The sequence below is a fragment of the Pseudomonas sp. ADAK13 genome (assembly GCF_012935715.1).
Classification (GTDB): Bacteria; Pseudomonadota; Gammaproteobacteria; order Pseudomonadales; family Pseudomonadaceae; genus Aquipseudomonas.
In genome coordinates, this window is the sequence record NZ_CP052860.1 from 7,225,963 (window position 1) to 7,247,244 (window position 21,282).

A 21,282-nucleotide genomic window follows, 5' to 3' on the forward strand; every position below is an offset into this window, starting at 1 on the left:
GAGCGTTCCCACTATTTAAAACCGGGGCTGATTGCCAGCCCCGGACACTGCAACTATCCCTGCTGTAACTGGCGAGCCTTTTCCATCAGCGCGGCCTTCTCTTCAGGACTCATTGCATCCAGGCGCAAACGCGCCTGGGCAATCTTCTCCAACTGCCCCGCGACACTTTCACGCTCACGCAGCACCCGCGCCAGTTCCGCCACGCTTGGGTGATCAAACACCACACCGGGATGAATCTCGCATTGCAGCAGCTTGCGAATACCCGCCACCAGTTTGATCACCAGCAAGGAATGCCCACCTGCAGCAAAAAAGTCCTCATCGATGCTCAGCCGTTCCAGCCCGACCAACTGGGCCATGCGCGTAGACAACAACGCTTCAAGCGCATCACGTGGCGCTACGTAAACCGCCCTGGAAACCACCGGCTGAGTGTTCTGCAAGGCCTTGCGGTCAACCTTGCCGTTCGGCAGGCGCGGCATGCGTTCGAGGCTCAGTATCAGGCGCGGCACCATGGCCGCCGGCAGGCGTTGAACCAGTTGGGTTTTCAGGTGAGTCAGTACACTCTCATCCATCGCTGCTCGCAGTACCACGAACGCCTGCGGCTCCTCTTGTACCAGCACCACCACCGCTTCGCTGACCTCAGGCAAACGCAGCAACTGTGCCTCGATCTCCGCCAGTTCAATGCGAAACCCCCGTACCTTGACCTGGTGATCACGGCGGCCAGACAGCTGCACGCCCCCGCCGACCCGATAACGGGCCAGGTCGCCGGTGCGGTACAGGCGCTCGCCGCCCACCAGCGGGCTGTGGATAAATGCGTCGGCGTCAGCCTCGGCATTCAGGTAGCCCCGGCACAGTTGGCGGCCACCGATGAACAACTCGCCCAGTTCGCCCGTCGCCAGCAGTTGCGCATCAGCACCGAGTACAAATACCTGGTTGCCGGGAAGCACCTGTGTCAGCGGGACGCCATGGGTCACGTCGTCACCGGGCAGCAACGCATGCACCATCACCCCCACCGTCGCTTCGGTAGGACCGTAATGATTGAACACTCGGCAGTCGGGGCGCAGTTGATGAATCCGCTGCACCAGGCCTGCGCCGATTGCTTCACCGCCCAGCACCAGCGTGCCAGGCAACACAGCGCTCTGGGCCTCAAGCAAGGCAGCCAGATGGGAAGGCACGATTTTCAGGCAATCGATGCGGTGGTCTCGCAGGAACCCGGCAAAGCCCTGCGGGTCTTGCAGGGTCGCGTCGTCAGCGATATGCAGGGTCGCACCGTTGTACAGCGCGCCGAACAAGGCGGTGTTGCCCAGGTCGGCCGCTACCGTGGAGCTGAAAGCAAAGTGACGGCAGGCAGACAGGCCCAATTGCTGGCTGCTGCCCGCGGTGTAGTTGAGTAACGCGCCATGTTCGATCACCACGCCCTTGGGCTGCCCGGTGGAGCCGGAAGTGAACAGCACATAGGCCACGTCCCGCGCCTGCACGGATGCGGCGATTGTCACCGGTGCATCAAGGCTCAGCCCCGCGAGGTTGAGGACCTTGAGCGAGGCCATCGGGTCGCCCGGGCTCGGCGCTTGTGCCGCCAGTATCAAGCTCGCGGCGGCATGCCGGGCGATTTCGGCCTGGCGCGCCGCTGGCCATTGCGGGTCCAGCGGCAGGTAGGCCGCACCCGCACGCCAGGTGGCAAGCATCGCGACGACCAGTTCTACTGAGCGCGGCAACGCCAGACCGACGATCGACCCTGCCCCTGCGCCCTGACGCAGCAACTCGGCACTCAACTGCGCGGTGCGGGCTTCAAGCTCGGCGTAGCTGAGGGTCTGGCCCGCATGGGCCAGGGCCATCGCCTGCGGCGTCTGATGCGCCCAACCGGCGATACGCTGCGGCAACAGCAACGATGCATCCATCGCTTGCGGTGGCGGATTGAGCGCCAGCAGCCAGCTTTTTTCGGCGGCATCCAACAGATTCAAGCGTGCAACGGTTTCTTGCGGATTGTCGGCAATGCTATGGAGCAGTTGACGGTATTGGGCCAACAGGATCTCGACGGCTTGCGGGGTGTAGCACGCAGGGTTGAAGTCGAGTGACACGCCCTGAGACTCACCATTCGCGGCGACTTCCAGCTGCAGTGCCAACTCGAACTCCGGCACGCCCGCCGGCAGGTCACTGCCGGCCCAGACCAGCCCTGCTACTTCACGCGGCGCCGAAACCCGTCGGCGGCCAAAGCTGATTGCTGGCCTGGCCTGCTGCGGGAACGACAAGGGCGTCCAGTATTCCTGCCAGGTACGGTGCTGATCCAACTGCGCCGCCACGCTCGCAACCAGGTCACGCAAGGTACTCGCCGGATCGATACGAATCGCCAGGGGCAAGGTTTTCTCGAACAGGCCCAGACTGTGGCTGAAGAAATCATAATCCTGGCGCGCGTCATGCCGCCAGCCGGCCAGGAACGTCTCACGACCACTGATGCGCGCCAGCAGTATCCACCAGGCGGCTTGCATCAATACGTCCAGCGGCTGTCCCGACGTGGCCAGACGAGCCAGCAGGGCTTGATCCAGCGGCACGCTCAAACGCTCGGCCGGTGCGGTGCCGCCGGGTGTCAGGCGGTACGGCAGGTCGGGGCCGCTGACCAGCGGCTCGGGGCCTTGCAAATACTGCTGCCAGTAAGCCTTGGCCGTGTCTGCGTCTTCATCGAAGATCACCTCGCCGCGCCATTCCAGGTACTGGGAAAACTGCCCGGGCTCGTCCTCTTCAAACCCTTGCTGCCCATAGGCTGCCAGCAACTCCTGCTGGATCAGGGCCAGGGTCGCGGCATCGGCCGCGTAACGCGCCACGCCGACCAGCAGTTGCCAATGATCCGTTTCCAGGCGTTGCAACAACGCGCCGAACGGCGGCAGTGGTTGCTGCAACCATTGCTGCTGACGGGCGCTCACCTGCTGCGGCGAGCCCACTTCGGGCCACAGGGTCAAGCTTACCGCCTCAGCCGCCACGACCCGCTGACGCAGTCCGTGATAACCGCTGACAGGGGCAAACTGCGCCACCAATGCTTCGTGCCGCAGTGCCAGGCTGTCCAGGGCGTGCTGCAGACGCAACGGGTCCAATTGGCCGCGGATATCCAGTTTGAGGCAGTGGGCCAAATCGCCCCAGCTCGCCCCCTGTTCCCGAGCGTCCAGGTGTTGTTGCTGCTCGATCAGCAGCGCCAATCCTGGGTCCACGATTCCCTGTTGTGCAGTACTCATGCTCCGGCCTCTTCCTTTTCGGTCTCGCCGTGCGCCACTTGCAACGCACTGCGTTCAATCATTTCACCCATGGCCACGACAATCTTGCGCGGCCCTTCGAACGGGTCGCGGGCGTGGGCAGCCAACATGTTGTCCAGCAGGATCACGTCGCCCTTTTGCCAGTCGAACCGCACCGCGCAGGCTTCGTACAGATCGCCCACCAACGCCATGACCTCGTCTTCGATCGGCGAACCATCGCCGTAGTACACATGACGAGGCATGCGGTGCTCGCCGAACAGCGCCAGCAAGTCCTCGCGCACATCCGGGTCCAGGCAGTAGATGTGATGCAGTTGAACCTGGTTGAAGAAGGTTTTTTCACCCGTCACCGGGTGCCGGATAATCGCCGGGCACGGTGTGCGGATTTGCAGCTCATCGTTGTCCAGCCAGGTCCACTCGATGCCCGCAGCTCGGCAACGCGCCTCGACGTCGGCACGCACATCGGTCTTGAAGAAGTGCTGCCAGGACACGTCCAGCTTGTCGGCAAAGGTGCGTACGTACAGCAAGCCCCTGTCTTCGAAACGCTCGCGTATTGCCACCGGCAGCTTGAGGTACATCTGCCGGCAATCCACCACTGGTGTGGCGCCGCCCACCGGCGATGGCTGCTCGCAGAAGAACAGTTGCTTGCGCGGCCAGCGGTCCTGGTGGGAGCTTTCGTTATGGAACAGGATCATTTTCTTTTCAGGGTACGGCGTGGAACGGTAGGTGTTCTTGCCGCCCTCCTTTTTCGGCAAGTCGCCGTATTGGCCATACAGGCCAGGCTGTACGGCCTCGGCAAATGCTTCAAAGTCATGAATGTCGCGCAGCGCAAACCCGCGGAACAGGATCCCCGCGTGGCGAGCCAGCTTGGCCTCCACCAGCGCGCGGTTTTCCTTGATCCACGCCACCAGGTCCAGGCCTGGATCGGTGGGTTCCATCAGTAATGGGAAGTCCTGCTCCGGGACCAGCAGCGATTCACGCATCAGCGCGCCGGCTGGCTTGTCGGTGCGGCTTTGGGACTTTTTCAGGAACTTGCCCAGCTTGTCGGCCTTGATGGCAGGCGGTACGGGCGCGGCGTTTTGCTCAAGGGTGTTGGTAGGCATGGTGATATCCCCTAATTGAATGTTCGGATCACACACAATCTGTTCAAGAATTCCTGTCCAGGCGTTGACGAATGACTCAATGCGTTGTGGTTCAAACAGGTCGCTGGCGTACTGCCAGGTACCGTGCAGGCGGCCGGCATCCTCATCGATGAACAGGGCCATATCGAACTTGGAGTAACCGCCACGGGTTGGCAGCACCTCAACCTCGACCCCCTCCATCTGGCCGCCCTGCACCGGCAGGTTGTTCATCACGAACAGCACCTGGACCAGTGGGTTGAAACCGCGCTGGCGCACAAGTGACGAGGCCTCGACGATCATGTCGAAGGGCAAGTCCTGATGATCGAAGGCGTCCAGTGCAGTGCCCTGGGTACCGGCAAGGAAAGCGCTGAACGGCTGCTGCGCCGTGAAGGTCGAGCGCAGCGGCAGGATATTCACGAAAAAGCCGATCAAGCCTTCCAGCTCCGGCTGCTGACGCCCGGCCACGTCGGCGCCCACCAGCACATCGTCGCAGCCAGTGAGCCGATGGAGCATGACCTGGAACGCCGCCAGCATCGTGCTGTAGAGCGTGACGCCGGCGTTGGCCGACAGCGCCTTCAAGCCGTCATGCAAGGTGGCGGGCAGCGTGAAGCCAAGGTCCCGGCCTTCGTAGGTGGGTGCCTGGGATCGAGGCTTATCGGTGGGCAGTCGCAATACACCGCTGTGCCCGGCCAACGCCTGTTCCCAATAACGCGCCTGCGCTGCCAGCACGCCGGCCTGTTGCAACTGCTGCTGCCACAGCGCGTAGTCGGAGTACTGGATCGGCAAGGGTGGCAGCGGTTCAAGGACACCGGCCTTGGCGCGTCCATAAATCCCCACCAGTTCATTGACCAGCACTGCCATCGACCAGCCATCGGAGATGATGTGGTGCATCGAATACAGCAACACGTGTTCAGTGGGGCCCAGCTTGAGCACCTGCCCGCGCAACAACGGCGCCTGCAACAGGCTGATGGGCTGGCGGGTGTTGGCTACCACGGCGAGGGTAACTCGGCGCTGCTGCTCCGCCGGGTCCAGGGCCGACAGGTCGAGCAGCGGCAGATCGACATCCACGTGCCCGGCGATGATTGCCAGCGGATCGCCCTCCTCGTCAGTGATGTAGGCGGTGCGCAGGGTTTCGTGGCGGGCAATCACCTGCGCCAGGCTGCTGATCAGCAGCGGCAATGACAACTCGCCGCGCAGGCGCACGGCCAGCGGCATGCCATAGGCGCCGCTGGCATCCGAAAGCTGCTCCACAACCCACAGCCGGCGTTGTACCAGGGACAGGCTCGCGCTGGTTTTTTTACCGTGGGCCACCAGCGGAATCTGCACCACCGGCTCGTCCCGCCCGGTTCGGGCTGCCACCGCCGCCACAAAGTCTGCCAGGCGCGGCGCGCCAAACAGGTCGCGCAGGGTAAGGTTGCAGGACAGCAACGTCTTCAGGCGCGCGACCACCTGAGTCGCCAGCAGCGAGTGGCCGCCCAGTTCAAAAAAGTGATCGTCCAGCCCGACCTGTTCCAGCTCCAGCACGCTTTGCCAGATCCCGGCGACCTGGATTTCCAGCGCCGTTCGCGGCGCCACATAGTAATTTTGCTGTTGGCTGGCATCCGGTTTGGGCAGGGCCTTGCGGTCCAGCTTGCCATTCGGGCTCAGGGGCAGCACATCGAGGAACATCAGGAAACCCGGCACCATGTAGTCCGGCAGCACCGCCGCCAAGGCAGCCTTGATCGATTGGCGCAACTGCGCTTGCGGCACGGCACTGGCGTGGGGCACCACGTAACCCACCAGTTGCAAACCACTGGCTGCCGGTTGCGCGAGGACAATGGCGTCTCGCACCGCGTCCTGCTCCAGCAACCGGGCCTCGATTTCCCCCAGTTCGATGCGGAAACCGCGAATCTTCACCTGATGGTCGATCCGCCCCACGTACTCGATCACCCCGTCAGCGTTGTAGCGCGCCAGGTCGCCGGTGCGGTACAGCCGGCCGCCACTTTGGCTGAACGGATCGGGCATGAAGCGTTCGGCGGTCAGGTCCGGGCGATTGAAATACCCACGGGCCAGCAACTCGCCGCCGATCACCAGTTCACCCACCACACCTATCGGGGCCGGGGCGCCGCTGTCGTCCAGCAGGTAGATGCTGCGCCCGGCCAAGACCTTGCCGATGGGCATGGTCAACGGCGTGGGGCGTGCGCCGGTCACGTAGTCGGTGCAGTCGAGCGCGGTGACGGTGACGGTGGCTTCGGTGGGGCCGTAGGTGTTGAGCAACTTGACGTGGCCAAGGCCAGCCTGGCCCCACGCGGCAAGGCCTTCGGGCGGCATGGCTTCACCGCCGGCATGCACTTGCTTGAGGCGCCCGTAATCCCGCGGGCCGGCCACGGCGAAGTCCTTGGCCAGCAGGTTCCAGTAGGCGGTGGTCAGGTCGACCACGCTGATCTGGTGCCGGATCAGTTCGCGGTAGAAGGTCTCGGTGTCCCAGATCTCGGTGCCGCGCAGCACCACCGAGGCGCCACAGATCAGCGCCGGGTAAAGCTGCTCGACGAAGCCGTCGAAGTTGAAAGTGGAGAACTGCAGGATGCGGTCGGCACCGTTGAGGTTGAAAAACTCCAGGGACACATAGGCATGCCGAGTCAGCGAAGACTGGTTGATGCCCACGCCTTTTGGCCGCCCGGTGGAGCCCGAGGTGAACATCACATACGCGAGGTTCTCGGCGTGGGCGCGGTTGAGCAGGTTGCTGTCGTCCAGGTCGATCCAGGCCTGCTCGTGGTCCAGGCACAGGTGTTCGACATAGGCGGGAATCGCCAGTCGTTCACGTAAATGGCTCTGGGTCAGTATCAGCCGGGTGCCGCTGTCTTCGACCATGCACAGCAGGCGATCCTGGGGGTATTCCGGGTCCAGCGGCACATAACCGCCGCCGGCCTTGAGCACCGCCAATAGGCCGATGATCATGTCCAGGCCGCGCTCCACGGCGATCCCCACCAGCACGTCGGGGCCGACGCCCAGGCTCACCAGATGCCGGGCCAGGCGATTGGCCCGGGTGTTGAGTTCGGCGTAGCTCAACTGGCGGTCTTCGAAGAGCAAGGCCGGTGCGCAAGGTTGCTTCGCGACCTGGGCTTCAAACAGCTGATGGACCCGCTGTTCGCTCGGGTAATCAAAGCGGGCGCTGCTCCAGTCATGGACCAGCGACTGGTACTCCTGGGTATCCAGCAGGCTGATTTCTGCCAGCGGCAGCTCGGCCGCACCGAGCACATGGTTGAGCAGATTGCTCAAATGCATACCGAGACGCTGCACCGTCGACGTTGAAAAGTGCGCGTGGGCATAGCTGTAATGCAGGGTCAGGGTATCGCCCAGATTGACCGTCAGGGTCAGCGGGTAGCTGGTCTGCTCATGAGTGTGCAATGCCTCGAATTGCACGCCTTCGGGAGCCCCTTGCTGCAGCACCTCGGAGACCGGATAGTTTTCGAATACCAGGATAGTGTCGAACAGTGCCTCGCCACCACGACCGGCCCAACGCTGGATTTCGTAAAGCGGTGCGTGCTCGTGCTCGCGCAGGCTCAGGTTCAGCATCTGTACGCTTTGCAGCCAACTGCTGACACTTTGCTCCGCCAGCGGGCTGGCCACTACCGGCAAGGTGTTGATGAACAGGCCTATCTGCTGCTCGACTCCGGGCAAATGCGCCGGGCGCCCCGCCACCGTGGCACCAAACGCTACCGTGGCCTGTGCGCTGTAGCGTTGCAGCAGTAACAACCAGGCGGCTTGTACCAGCGTGTTGACCGTGACTTTCTGCTGGCGGGCAAACTCATGCAGGCGCCGGGTCTGCGCGGCTTCCACAACGCAATAGTGTTCACCATAGGCCGGCCCCGATATAGCCGGCATCTGCGTTTGGGCCAGGCGGGTCGGCTGCTCCAGGGGCAGCAACTGCGCCTTCCAGAATGCTTCACTGGCGGCACCATCCTGCTGTTGCAGCCACGCGATGTAATCGCGGTAGCGGCCAACGGCGGCCGGCGGGTTTTGGCCGCTGTAGCGCTGCAACACTTCGCCGAGCAACTGCGAGTTGCTCCAGCCGTCCATGAGGATGTGATGATGGGTGTAAATCAGGTGCCAGTCAGTGTCCGTCAGTTGCACCAAAACCAAGCGTAACAATGGCGGCCGGGCAAGATCAAAAGGTTCGCGGGATTGCGCCTGGGCCAGCGCCTCCAGGGCGGCCGGCACGTCATCACGGTTACGCCAGTCGAGGACGCTGAACGGCAACTGCACCTGGCGGTGCACCACTTGCTGCGCTTGCGACCAGTCGCCGGGCCAGATGAAACCGGTGCGCAGGATGTCCTGGGCGTCGACGGTAGCCTGCCAGGCGGCACGAAAGCGCGCCGCGTCCACCCCCAGCACATTGACGCGCATCTGGTTGATGTAATCGCCGGCGTCCTGCTCGTACAGGCTGTGGAACAACATGCCCTGCTGCATCGGCGACAACGGATACAGGTCTTCGGCCTGGGCCCCCAACTGCGGCAACGCATCCAGCTGGCGCTGGCTGATACCGGCCAACGGGAAATCCGACGGCGTCGCCTGTCCGGCCTCAAGCGCACAGCAATGGGCAATCAACGCCTTGAGTTCGCGGGCATAGTCGTCAGCCAATTGCTGGACGGTCGTGGTCAAGAACATCTCACGGCTGAAACCCCATTGCAGGAACAGTTCCCCGCCGTAGACCTGCCCTTCAACCGTCAGCCAGTTGGCCAACGGCGCCAGGGGGTCCTGGGCCAGGCCATTGCCTTCGGTGGAAGGCACGAACAACGCCGCTTCGTCGAACTGGCGGTCGAATTGCCCAAGGTAGTTAAACGTGATGCGCGGCTGAGCCAGAGCGGCCAGGGCCGCGACCACGGCAGGCTGCGCCAGGTAGCGCAACACACCGTAGCCAATGCCCTTGTCCGGCACCTCACGCAATTGCTCCTTGACCGCCTTGATCGAGTCCGACAGTTCCTGGGCCGGGGTCAGGTTGACCGGGAACAGGCTGGTGAACCAACCAACGGTACGGGTCAGGTCCACGCCGTCAAACAGGTCCTCACGACCATGGCCTTCCAACTGAATCAGGGTACTGCCCTGCCCGCTCCAGCGGCACACCACACGCGCCAGCGCGGTCAGCAGCAGGTCGTTGACCTGGGTTCGATAAGCGGCCGGCGCAAGGGTCAGCAGTTGGCGGGTGGTGTCGGCATCCAGGGTGCAACTGACCTTCTCCTCCAGGTATTGATGCAAGCCGCCGTGGGCATTATCGCAAGGCAAATCCGCCATCGACGCCGCCCCAAGCCGCGCCTGCCAGCCTTCAAGCTGGGGCAGGAAGCGCGCAACGGCGTCTTGCAGCCGGGCGGTCCAGGCTTGATAGGAGGTGGTCTTGCCTGCCAGTTTCGGCACCGTGCTGTCACGCAAACCGGTGTACAGCTGCTGCAAATCATCCAGCAGCACGCGCCAGGACACGCCATCCACCACCAGATGATGGACCACCAGCAGCAAGCGCTGGCTGTGGTCGGGCATCTGCACCAGCAGCGCTCGCAGCAACGGGCCGTCTTGCAGGCTGAGGCTGCGCTGGGCCTCATCACACAGCTCGGCCAGGGCCGCGTTGCTGTCAGCCTGGCGCTGCCATAACACGGATTCAACCGCGGCCTCGCCGTAGTGCTGCTGCCATCCCTCGGCACCCGGCTGATAGCGTAAACGCAGGCCGTCATGGTGGTTGACCATCTGCTGCAACGCGGCATCCAGGTGCGCCGCCATTATCGGCTCGCGCGGCACCAGCAACAGCGACTGATTCCAGTGCTGGCGCTGGGGGATGTCCTGAGCGAAAAACCACTGCTGCACCGGGCTGAGGGCCGCCGGACCGTGGGCAGCACCCTGGTCGATCGCGGTGTGCAGGCGCAGGCTGGCGACTTGTGCCAGGCTACGCAGGGTCTGGTGCTGGAACACGTCCTTGGGGCTCAGGCTGATCTCGGCCTGGCGTGCCCGGCTGACCACTTGCATGGAGACGATGGAGTCGCCGCCCAGTTCGAAGAAGTTGTCGTCCAGCCCCACGCGTTCAATCCCGAGTAACGTTTGCCAGATCGCCGCCAGCGCTTTTTCCGTGTCGCTGCTCGGCTCGACGTGTTGCCGTGCCGGTTGTGAACTGTCGATGGCCGGCAGGGCCTTGCGGTCGAGCTTGCCGTTGGGGGTCAACGGCAAGTGCTCCAGGAACAGCAAATGTGTGGGCACCATGTACGCCGGCAGCACCTGCTTGAGAGCGGCCTTGAGGGTTTCGCGCAAGGCGTCCTGAGCCTCGGCATCGCCAGATAAATCCGGGTTGGTGGGCACCAGATAAGCCACCAGTTGCTGGCCACTTGGGCTGTCCTGGACCAGTACCGCCAACTCACGTATCGCGGGCTGGCGCGACAGTTGCGCCTCGATTTCCCCCAACTCGATACGGAAGCCGCGCACCTTGACCTGATGGTCGATGCGCCCCTGATATTCCAGCACGCCGTCGTCCAGGTAACGCACCAGGTCGCCGGTGCGGTACAGACGTTCACCACTGGTGGCAAACGGGTTGGGTACATAGCGCTCGGCGGTCAGGGCCGCACGCCCCAAATAGCCACGGGTTATCCCCGCGCCCGCCAGGTAGAGTTCGGCGCACACACCCTGGGGCACGGCCTGCAACCGGGCATCCAGCAGGTAGCTGGCAGTATGGTTGATGGGGCGGCCAATACTCGCGCGACCACCGGTAGCACGCCGGGTATAGGTGGAATAAGTGGTGTCTTCAGACGGGCCATAAAGGTCGTAGACATGCTCGATACCCGGCTGTTGATACAACGCCTCCACCAACGCCTGCTTCAGTGGTTCGCCGGCCAGGTTGATGACGCGCACCCCGGGAGGAATCTGCCCGGTGCGCTGGAGCGCGGCAATCGCCGATGGCACCGTGTTGATCAAGCGCACCCGGTCACGGGCCGGCAGGTCGGGCAACTCCAGGGCGTTGCGGGCGATGATCAGCGAACCGCCGGCGGCCAGGGTCACAAACAACTCCCACACCGAGAGGTCGAAACACACCGAGGTCGAGGCCAATACACCCTGCACATCCTCACGGCTGAAGACCCGCTGCGACCAGTCGATCAGCGCCAGCACGTTGCGATGGGCAATTGCCACGCCCTTGGGCTTGCCGGTGGAGCCCGAGGTGTAGATCACATAGGCCAGGTTGTCCGGGGTTACCGCCGTGACCGCTTCGGTGACAGGCCATGGCGCCAGCAGTGATACCGGATCGTCGAGCAAAATCACTTGGGTATCGGGGATGATCGGCAGGGTTGCCGCCACCGCCTGTTCGGTCAGCAGCAGCAAGGCGCGGCTGTCTTCGAGCATGTAGGCCACGCGCTCGGCCGGGTAGTCCGGGTCCAGCGGCACATACGCGCCACCGGCCTTGAGCACCGCCAGCAGCGCCACCAGCAACGCCTCGGAACGGACCATCGCCACGCCGACGCGCACCTCTGGCCCCACACCGTGCTTGATCAGCAGATGGGCCAACTGATTGGATTGCTGATCGAGTTGCTCATAGGTCAGCTCACGGACGCCAAAGGTGACCGCCAGTGCCTGCGGGGTTTGCCGCGCCTGCTCGGCAATGCGCTGATGGATGCACAGCGCCTCGGGGAAGCTGTCGTGACGGGGATTCCAGTCATGCACGATGCGCTGGTATTCGTCTTCGTCCAGCAGCGGCAAATCGCCGACCGCCTGACGGGGATCGGACACCATCCCCTGCAACAGTCGCAACCAATGGCGCGCCATGCGCTCGATGGTGGCCGGGTCGAACAGGTCATCGGCGTAAGTCAGTGCGGCATGCAGGGTGCCGGACTGTTCATAGGTGTCCAGTGTCAGGTCGAATTGCGTGGTACGGCCTTGCCCTTGCACCAGGCTCAGTTCCAGACCTGACGCGGTGCTGACCGTGGAAATATCCGCCACCTGCGGCTGGTGGTTGTACATCACCTGGAACAGCGGTGTGTGGCTCAAGCTGCGCTCGATATTCAGCGCCTCCACCAGCCGTTCGAAGGGCAGATCCTGGTGGGCCTGAGCGCCAAGGGCCGCTTCCTTGATGGCTGCCAGCAGTTCGTCGACAGGGGTTTGCCCGTTCAATTCAGTGCGCAGTACTTGGGTGTTGACGAAGAAACCGATCAGCCCTTCGATCTCGCTGCGGTTACGGTTGGCAATCGGCACGCCAACCCGAATATCGCCCTGACCGGTGTAGCGGTGCAGCAGCACGTTGAACGCGCCCAGTAGCAGCATGAACAGGGTCACTTGATGCAGCTGGGCACAGGCGCGCAATTGCTCTACCAGCCGGGCGTCGACTGCGAAGGTATGACGTGTACCGCGATAGCTGGGCATGGCCGGACGAGGGTGATCCGTGGGCAGTTCCAGCACCGGATGCTCATTACCCAGGCGCGCCTGCCAGTATTCCAGCTGGCGGGCCTGCTCCCCCGCTTCCAGCCAGCGGCGCTGCCACAGGGCGTAGTCGCTGTACTGGATCGGCAGGGCCGGCAACCGTGGCTGCTCATTGCGCTCATGGGCGTCATAGCAGCGAATGAACTCGTCGATCAGCACGTTCATCGACCAGCCATCGGAAACGATGTGGTGCAAGGTCAGCAGCAGCACGTGTTCCTGCTTGGCCAGCTTGAGCAAGTGCACCCTCAGCAAAGGGCCGTTGGCCAGGTCGAAGGGCAGCAGCGACTGGCGGGTGGCGGCCTGTGTCACCGCCTGCTCGCGCTCGGCTGGCGCCAGGGCGCTGAGGTCTGATTGCTCGATGGCCAGCGGCGACTGTGCGGCCACTTGCAACAGACTATCATCCGCCTGGCGCTGGAACACCGTGCGCAAAGTCTCATGGCGGGCCACCAGGCTGGCGAACGCCTGCTCAATTGCCGGCAGGCTCAACGCCCCTTTCAGCCGCACCGCCCCCGGCAGGTTATAGGCGCCACTGGCAGGATCCAGTTGCCACAGAAACCACATCCGCTGCTGCGCGTAGGACAGCGCCTGCCGGTCCTCGGCCTCCACTCCTGCAGGAATCGGAAACCGCGAGAACTCCACCCCTTCCCTCTGCAGCGCCTGGAGGAACATCTGGCGTTTTTCCAGGGGCAACCCGATAAACCGGCGAGCAAGTTTCAAGGAGTCTTCAGCGTTCATTTCTTGGGATCCGGGGCAATAGGCAGGAAGCACAAAGGCACGTCGTCCCTATAAAACGAATCCGGAGGGGAAAAATTAGCGAGGGATTTGGAGCGCAGACAACGGCGTCATCAAGGGTTACATCAAACACCGAGAGCCTCGGCGAGGCTGTCCTATCATTGACGCACCCCATCAATTGCAACTACATTTAGTTACAGGCAAGGATCGCCGTGTCGAAAAATGAAAAGCTGCTGGCCAAACTGCTCAATGAGCACTCGGCCTTTACCTGGCCCGAACTCGTCACACTGCTGCGGCGCCTGGGATACACGCAAATCGAAGGGGCGGGTAGCCGGGTCAGGTTCGACAGGGGGACCCCAGTGCAATGATTACCCTGCACAAGCCTCACCCCGGCAACGAACTGAAACACTACATTCGGCGCCAGATCATCGAACAATTGAAATCAGGAGAACTGATTCAGTGAACAACCAGCTGAAACACAAAAGCTACATCGGCTCCATCGAAGCCAGCATCGAAGACAATTGCCTGTTCGGGAAGCTGCTTTTCATCAAGGCCCTGGTCAGCTACGAGGGAAAAACCGTCGCCGAGTTGGACGCGGCTTTTTGCAGCGCCGTAGACGACTACATCGAGACCTGCCAGGCCCTTGGGCAAACACCGGAAAAGCCTTGCAAGGGCTCGTTCAACGTCCGTGTCGGCCATGACCTCCACTTGGCCGCCGCCCTCGCGGCAACCCGGCAAAAAGTCACGTTGAACGATCTCACGCGGCAAGCGCTGAACGAATTCCTGCAACATCGCGGCGCACTGGTGACAGGGTAATCACCCCAACCGCCGATACCCCAACACCGCCGCACCCAGCACCACCGCACCCGCCGCCAGCGCCACCCAGAACCCGCTGGGGGCGCCGAAGCGGTCGATCATCCAGCCCGAGCTGGCGGCACCAATGGCCACGCCGATGCTCAGGCCGGTGATCAGCCAGGTCATGCCTTCGGTCAGGCGGCTCGGCGGGACGATTTGTTCCACCAACGCCATGGACACGATCAATGTCGGGGCGAAGAACAGGCCGGAGATGAAGATTGCCGCCGCCAACCCGGGAATGTTCGTCACCAGCAACAACGGCAGCGTGGTCACCGCCGTGGCCACGCCGCAGTACAGGAACTGGCGAGGCAACGGGGCTTTCAATTTCAGGGCGCCAAATGCCAGCCCGGCCAGGCACGAACCGATCGCGTACACCGACAGCACAATGCTCGCGGCAGCCGGCTGGCCCTGATGCTGGGCGAAGGCGACGCTGACCACATCCACCACGCCGACGATGACGCCCATGGCCATCAACAGCACCATCAGGATCAACACCGAAGGCGAGGCAATCAGCCAACGGCCGTGTTCGGCGTGGTGCTCGTGCACCGGTGGTTCGGTCTGGCGTTGCAGCACGAAAGCGGTGACCCCCACTGCCAGGAACAGCGCCGCAATCAACGGCCCCGCTTCGGGGAACAGCAACACACACAAACCCACCGAGACCGGCGGGCCGATAATGAACACCACCTCGTCGAGCACCGACTCCAGGGCAAACGCGGTTTGCAGTTTGGGCTGCCCGCGATACAACTCGGTCCAGCGCGCCCGCACCATGGCCGACATGTTGGGCATGCAACCGGCCAGGGCGGCGAAGATGAACAGCGTCCAGGTCGGCGCCTGCATGCGGGTGCAGAGCAACAGCAGCAACAGCGCGCCACCGCCGAGGGAAGCGGCCACCGGCAACACCCGGCCCTGGCCATAACGGTCCACCAACCGCGAAACCTGGGGCGCACAAAACGCGGTAGCCAGGGCGAAGGTGGCGGTCACGGCGCCGGCCAGTCCATAACCGCCGTGCACCTGCGAAAGCATGGTGATCAAGCCGATCCCGGTCATGGAGATCGGCATGCGGGCGAGCATGCCCGCCAATACAAAAGCCCTGGAACCTGGCGCCTGGAACAGCTCGGCGTAGGGGTTTGCCATGGTGTGTCACCTCTTCCTGAGCGCCCTGAAACTTGCTATTCGAGGTTTTCGGGGCAAAATACATACGGTGCGTATGTAACAAATCATGCGTAACATACGCGTCGTATGTCAATCATCTATTGTGAGCCTTATCCATGAGCCGAGCCCGCGCCGACATGATCGAAGACACCCGCGCCCGCCTGATCGCCAGCGCCCGCCAGGCCTTCGCCACGCAAGGTTACGCCCAGACGTCGATGGATGATTTCACCGCGCGCGCCGGCCTGACCCGGGGTGCGTTGTACCATCATTTTGGCGACAAGAAAGGCTTGCTGGCGGCGGTGGTTGCGCAGCTCGACGGTGAAATGGACGCGAGCCTGCACCTTATCTCGGAGCGGGCCGAGAACCCTTGGGACGGGTTTTGCGAACGCTGCCGGGCCTATTTGCGTATGGCCCAGGATGCCGAGGTCCAGCGCATTGTGCTGCAGGATGCGCCGGCGGTGCTGGGGGCAGCCGACCAGCAGCAATGCGTGGACTCGCTGCGCCGGTTGCTTGATGAGCTGATGCACGCGGGGTTCATCGAGCATGCGTGCAGCCAGGCGTTGGCGAGGCTGGTCAATGGCAGCCTGGTGAGCGCATCGCTTTGGATCGCCCAGGATGAAAACCCGAGCGAGCGGTTGGAAGAAGCCTTGCGAGGGCTGGAGTTGTTATTGCGTGGTTTGAAGCTTAATGCGGTTTGCTGAACGAGTTCGGTCGGGGTTTTCAGGGTCAGATGGGGTACATATCCGTTGCTGCGGTAACGGCTGCTTATGGTTTCGCTCTTACAGCGACTCACTTTGGAAAAGCCCCAAAGTAAGCAAAAGGCTCTGCCCCGCCTGTCGGCACCTCGCCTAGGCTCGGTGTTCCCTCACTCCGGCATTGCTCCGCGGGCCGCCGCGACGGGGCGTCCCTGCCCCGTCGCGGCTAAACCGGCGTCCTGCCGGTTTACCCGCTCCTCAATCCCTGCGTTCGGCCTCGGGCTTATTGGGGCAGTCAGAGCCAGATCAAGATCAAAAGCAAGAGCACAGCGGCCTACAGGCCGGCTTGAGTGGTAGAAGCCAAATCAAAAGCGAAAGCCAAAGCGAAAACCAAATCTGAAACTGCTGCGGCTCTGCTTTTCTGTGGGAGCTGGCTTGCCTGCGATGCAGACACCTCGGTTTTTCAGGTACACCGAGGCGATGCTATCGCAGGCAAGCCAGCTCCTACAGTTGGACCGTGCCCGCTGTAGATTTTGATGTTGCCTTTGCTTCACACCACTCAAGCCGGCCTGTAGGCCGCTGTGCTGTTGATCTGCTTTTGATCTTGATCTTAGGCGCCCCGTTAAACCACGCTGGCCGAACGCAGGCTTTGGAGCGTGGGTAACCCGGCAGGACGCCGGGTTAGCCGCGCTGGGCCAAGGATGGCCCATCGCGGCGGCCCACGGTCCAAAGCCGGAGTGAGGGAACACCGAGCCTAGGCGAGGTGCCGAGTGGTGGGGCAAGAGCGTTTTGCTTACTTTTGCGCTGTTCAAAAGTGAGCCGCTGTAAGAGCGGAACCCATATCAGCCATCACCCAAATAACGGATATGTACTCAACCCTCAGACACCCAAAGTCAACCCCAGAATTGACCACCCTAGGTACGCCGCAACATCAACGCCGCCACAGAGCACGCCGCCAACGCCACACACGCCAGAAAGAACGCATCACTGTAGGCCATCAAAAACGCCTGATGGCGAACACCCTGGTCCAGCACAGTCAGCACCACCTGGTGATCCGGCAACTGCTCCTGCAGCACCCCGCCATCGGGCAAACGCGCTTGCAGGGCCGGGTCAAACAGCGTCACCGACTCGCCAATACGCGCCGAATGCACCCGCTCGCGCACCACCACCAATTGCGCCAGCAGCGCCGTACCGACCGCACCGCCAAGGTTGCGCAACATCGAGAACACCGCCGACGCCGACCCGGCCTGAGCCTTGGCCAGCCCATGGACCGCCAGCACCGACAACGCCACCATGATCAGCGGCTGCCCCATGCCACGCACCACGATCGAAGGCACGATCACATTGCTGGCGCTGTCTGCCGACAGGTGCGCGCCCATCCAGCAGCCCAACGCCATGATCGCGAACCCCGAGGCCACCAGCATCTTGGCACTGACCCACTTCATCAGGCGCGGCAGAAACGGCGCCATGATCAGTTGCACCAGGCCGTAGGCGATCAGGCTCACGCCGATTTCGCTGGCGTTGTAGTGCTGCAACTGCGACAGGTAATTGGGCACCAAAAACACCAGGCCGTAGGTGCTGGCACCGAAGATAAACATCGCCACGCTGGCCACGCCAAAGTTGTAGTGCCCCAACAGCCGCAGGTTGATAAAGCTGTGGGCGCCCCACAATTGGCGCACCACAAAACCGATCAAACCGATCACCGCCAGCAGTGTCATCCACACGATAAAGGTCGAGCCGAACCAGTCCTTGCGCCCGCCCTCCTCCAGCACGATCTGCAACGCACCCAGGCCCAGCACCATGCAGCCGATACCCAGCCAGTCACCCTGGCGCAGCAGGCTCAGTTGCATCGGCTGGCGGTCGATGGACCAGGCCACCGCCGCCAGCAACGCGATCCCCGGGAACAGTTGCAGGTAGAAGATCCAGCGCCAGGAATACGCGTCGGTCAGCCAACCGCCAATCGACGGCCCCGCCGCCTGGGCGACGCTGTTGGCGAGGCTGAATAAGGCCATGCCCAGTGGGATCTTGCTGGCCGGCAGCTCCGTGATGATCAGTTGGAACGACAAGGGAATCAGCACCGCCCCGGCCGCGCCCTGCACCACCCGAATGAAGATCATCACTTGCAGGTTCGGCGACAGCGAACACGCCACCGAAGCCACAAGGAAGATCCCCGAGCCCCACAGCATCACCCGGCGCAGGGAAAACACCTGCACCAGCCACGCCGTGAGAGGAATCATGATGATTTCGGCCACTAGGTAAGCGGTGGAAATCCACGAGCCTTCCTCAAAGGTCGCGCCCAGTGCGCCTTCGATTTCCGGCAGCGCGGCGCTGGTGACGTGCACGTTCATGCCGGCCATGAAGCAGCCGAACAACCCGCCGATCACCGCGACCCAGGCGCGAAACGGCACACGCCCTTCAACCTCCATGGACAGGCTCCTGGCGGGCGGCCGGGCGGGTGTCGACCGTGGCGATCACCGACATGCCCGGCAGAATCCGCGACTCGCCGGGCTCCAGGCGGATCTTCACCGGGAACCGCTGGACGATCTTGGTGAAGTTGCCGGTGGCGTTGTCCGGCGGCAACAGCGCGAACACCGCACCGGAGCCGGGGGCGATGCTCTCCACTTGGCCGTGCCAGTGCGCGCCGGAAAAGCTGTCCACCGAGATGTCCACCGATTGCCCGGGCGCCATGTGCTGCAACTGGGTTTCCTTGTAGTTGGCAATCACATACGCCTGCTCCACCGGCACCACCGCCAGCAGCGGCAGGCCGGGCATCACGTATTGCTGGCGACGGACCTTGCGCTGGCCCACCACCCCGTCGAAAGGCGCGCGAATCTCGGTGTCCTTCAGCGCATTGCGGGCCAGGGACAGGTTGGCCTGGGCCTCGCCGATGCGCGCCTGATGCTCGACGACTTGCGCCTGCGCCTGCTGCCGACGCGCCTGCAAAACCTGCAACTGCGCTTGTTGCCGGGCGACCTGGGCGCTCGCTTGCACCAGCGCTGCCTGGGCCTTGGCCTGGCTGGCGCTGACGGTTTCCAGATGCTGGGCGCTGGCAACCTGCTGCGCGACCAATTCGCGGTAACGCTGATAATCGAGCCGCGCGCGCCGGGCTTCGGCCTCGCCACTGCTCAGCTGCGCCCGGGCCTGGGCGATGCGTTGCTGTTGCTCGCTCATTTGCGCGTCGAGGGTTTGCACGCTGGCCTGTTGCGCGGTGGCGGCGGCCTGCGCCTGTTGCAGTTGTGCCTGGGCGCTGTTGAGGCGCTCGGTGAAGTCCCGGTCGTCGATACGCACCAATACATCACCGGCCTTGACCGCCTGGTTGTCCTCCACCAGCACCTGGGCGACATACCCGGCGATGCGCGGGCTGATGGCGACCCAATCGGCGCGCACATAGGCGTCGTCGGTTTCCTCAAGAAAGCGCCCCCATTGCCACCAGTACCCGGCAAAGGCGGCGAGCCCCACCAGCGTAGCCAGAGAAGCAGTGGTCACCAGGGCACGACGATGACGTTGCATTACAGACAGGCGAATGGGTTCAACAGCCTGGTTCATGGTGTGGCTCCATTGACTACAGCGACAGATAAGGGGGCGGTTTGATCGTCACGCTGCCAGCCGCCACCGAGGGCCTGGAACAGGTCGATCTGGCGATTGATCAAGCGCAGGTCGGACTCGGCCACGCGGGCTTCAAGGCCTACCAGGCTGCGTTCGCTGTCCAGCAGTTGCAGGGCATCCAGTGCACCGGCGTGGTAGCCGCGGGAGGCCAGGTCGAAGGCACGGCGGTTGTTGTCCAGGGCTGCGGTCAACGCCTGGCGACGCTGCTGCTCGCCCTGATACAAGGCCATGGCTTGCTCGACCTGCTTCAACGCGTTGAGCACGGTGCCGTCAAACCTCGCCAGGGCCTGGCGGGCTTCGGCCTGGCTCTGCTTGACCCTCGCCTGGGCGATCTGGCGGTTGGGAAAACGCCAGGACACCAGCGGGCCCACGGAATACACCGTCGCGTAGTGGTCCCCCAGCTTGCCCAGGCTGCTGGCAGACGAACCGAGCATCGCGCCGAAGGTAATGCGCGGATAAAGCTCGGCCCGGGACAGGCCCACTGTCAAGGTGGCAGCGCGCAGTTGCCCCTCGGCGCGGCGGATATCCGGCCGGCGTTGCACCAGCGCCCAGCCCTCGCCCACCGGCAACGGCGCTTGCAACTGCGGGCTTTGGGCACAACGGTGTGGCGTCACTTGTTCCGGCGGTAAACCGCTGAGCACCGCCAACTCAAATAAGGCGCTGCTGCGCCGGGCCGTGAACATCGGCAAGGGCGCGCGGGTTTCTTCCAGCAGGCCTTGCAAACGCGTCAGGTCCAGGTCCGTCGCCGCGCCGGCCTTTTGCAGCTTTTGCGTGACCGCGACGCTTTGCTCCAGCACCTGCACCGAGTGCGCCTGCACCTGCGCTTGCAACCCATAGACACACGCCTGGGCATAGGCACGGGCGGTCTGCGCGGCCACCGTCACCCGCAACTCGTCCTCCAGCGCCCGGGCCACCTGGGCATCCGCCCGTGCTGCGGCGATGCGGTAGCGTACCTCGCCCCACAGGTCGAGGGTGTAGCTCAGGGAAAACTCTGGGGTGTGGCTCCATTCGGCACCGGCATGGCCGTGGGTGGCCTGGGCCAGGGTCTGGTCATCACGGCTGCGACCGTAGGCCAGGCCATAGTCCAGGGAAGTGGACGGCAGGCGCTCGCCATCTGCCTGTTCCAGCCGCGCCAGCAAGGCGTCGACGTGGGCCGCAGCGGCCTCAAGGTCTTTGTTCTGGTGCAGGGCCCGTGCTACCAGGGCGTCCAGCTGCGGGTCGCGGTACAGCTGCCACCAACGGGCGGCCAACGGCTCGGCTGACTCGACCGAGAGCCGCGGCGGCACCTGCGCCGTGACGGTCGACGGCTTGCCGGCCACGCCACTGCACCCGGCCAATACGCTCAACAGGGCGATGGGTATCCATGGATGAAAAGAAGGGCTGTGCATCACAAGGCTCGCTCAAGAAGGAGCCTTGCAGGTTAGGCAGGTGGCCTGTCCGATTCGCCCGCGTCAGGGCCATGTA

8 protein-coding genes and 1 pseudogene are annotated in these 21,282 nt (G+C 63.4%); 3 read left to right on the plus strand and 6 right to left on the minus strand.

Annotated features, from left to right (window positions below):
• Nucleotides 1-53: 53 nt before the first annotated feature.
• Together HKK54_RS33215 and HKK54_RS33220 are read right to left on the minus strand one after the other, a co-directional pair.
• Nucleotides 54-3,221 (minus strand): non-ribosomal peptide synthetase, encoded by a 3,168-nt coding sequence (locus HKK54_RS33215; protein ID WP_169389195.1) that lies wholly within the window; start codon nucleotides 3,219-3,221, stop codon nucleotides 54-56.
• Nucleotides 3,218-13,513 (minus strand): non-ribosomal peptide synthetase, encoded by a 10,296-nt coding sequence (locus tag HKK54_RS33220; RefSeq protein ID WP_169389196.1) that lies wholly within the window; start codon nucleotides 13,511-13,513, stop codon nucleotides 3,218-3,220. Before HKK54_RS33220 ends, HKK54_RS33215 begins: the two co-directional genes overlap by 4 nt.
• A 209-nt stretch (nucleotides 13,514-13,722) precedes the next feature.
• On the opposite strand from HKK54_RS33220, the pseudogene HKK54_RS33770 reads away from it, so the two are divergent.
• Nucleotides 13,723-13,973 (plus strand): annotated as a pseudogene (locus HKK54_RS33770) (type II toxin-antitoxin system HicA family toxin).
• Nucleotides 13,970-14,326: a type II toxin-antitoxin system HicB family antitoxin gene (locus tag HKK54_RS33230; protein ID WP_169389197.1), complete on the plus strand. Its 357-nt coding sequence runs from the start codon at nucleotides 13,970-13,972 to the stop codon at nucleotides 14,324-14,326. Before HKK54_RS33770 ends, HKK54_RS33230 begins: the two are co-directional and overlap by 4 nt.
• On the opposite strand, the gene HKK54_RS33235 is transcribed toward HKK54_RS33230, so the two are convergent.
• Nucleotides 14,327-15,499 (minus strand): MFS transporter, encoded by a 1,173-nt coding sequence (locus tag HKK54_RS33235; RefSeq protein ID WP_169389198.1) that lies wholly within the window; start codon nucleotides 15,497-15,499, stop codon nucleotides 14,327-14,329. It lies immediately after the preceding gene.
• Nucleotides 15,500-15,633: 134 nt separating this feature from the next.
• On the opposite strand from HKK54_RS33235, the gene HKK54_RS33240 reads away from it, so the two are divergent.
• A complete protein-coding gene (locus tag HKK54_RS33240; protein WP_169389199.1) occupies nucleotides 15,634-16,218 on the plus strand; it encodes a TetR/AcrR family transcriptional regulator in 585 nt (194 codons plus the stop codon).
• A 908-nt stretch (nucleotides 16,219-17,126) separates the two neighbouring features.
• Here the strand turns inward: HKK54_RS33240 and HKK54_RS33245 are convergent.
• Genes HKK54_RS33245 through HKK54_RS33255 form a run of 3 tightly spaced genes read right to left on the minus strand, consistent with a single transcriptional unit; the run spans nucleotide 17,127 to nucleotide 21,206 of the window.
• Nucleotides 17,127-18,638, minus strand: a complete 1,512-nt coding sequence (locus tag HKK54_RS33245; protein ID WP_169389200.1) for an MDR family MFS transporter — start codon at nucleotides 18,636-18,638, stop codon at nucleotides 17,127-17,129.
• Nucleotides 18,628-19,758 (minus strand): HlyD family secretion protein, encoded by a 1,131-nt coding sequence (locus HKK54_RS33250; RefSeq protein WP_169389201.1) that lies wholly within the window; start codon nucleotides 19,756-19,758, stop codon nucleotides 18,628-18,630. The genes HKK54_RS33245 and HKK54_RS33250 overlap by 11 nt, the downstream gene beginning before the upstream one ends.
• On the minus strand, nucleotides 19,755-21,206 hold the full coding sequence (locus HKK54_RS33255) for an efflux transporter outer membrane subunit (RefSeq protein WP_169389202.1): 1,452 nt from the start codon (nucleotides 21,204-21,206) through the stop codon (nucleotides 19,755-19,757). Before HKK54_RS33255 ends, HKK54_RS33250 begins: the two co-directional genes overlap by 4 nt.
• Nucleotides 21,207-21,282 lie beyond the last annotated feature (76 nt).

Excerpts from the sequence above, each read along its gene's own strand:
- HKK54_RS33255 (WP_169389202.1), bottom strand. The coding sequence starts at position 21,206 with ATGCACAGCCCTTCTTTTCATCCATGGATACCCATCGCCCTGTTGAGC.
- HKK54_RS33235 (WP_169389198.1), bottom strand. The coding sequence starts at position 15,499 with ATGGCAAACCCCTACGCCGAGCTGTTCCAGGCGCCAGGTTCCAGGGCT.
- HKK54_RS33250 (WP_169389201.1), bottom strand. The coding sequence starts at position 19,758 with ATGAACCAGGCTGTTGAACCCATTCGCCTGTCTGTAATGCAACGTCAT.
- HKK54_RS33245 (WP_169389200.1), bottom strand. The coding sequence starts at position 18,638 with ATGGAGGTTGAAGGGCGTGTGCCGTTTCGCGCCTGGGTCGCGGTGATC.
- HKK54_RS33215 (WP_169389195.1), bottom strand. The coding sequence starts at position 3,221 with ATGAGTACTGCACAACAGGGAATCGTGGACCCAGGATTGGCGCTGCTG.
- HKK54_RS33240 (WP_169389199.1), top strand. The coding sequence starts at position 15,634 with ATGAGCCGAGCCCGCGCCGACATGATCGAAGACACCCGCGCCCGCCTG.
- HKK54_RS33220 (WP_169389196.1), bottom strand. The coding sequence starts at position 13,513 with ATGAACGCTGAAGACTCCTTGAAACTTGCTCGCCGGTTTATCGGGTTG.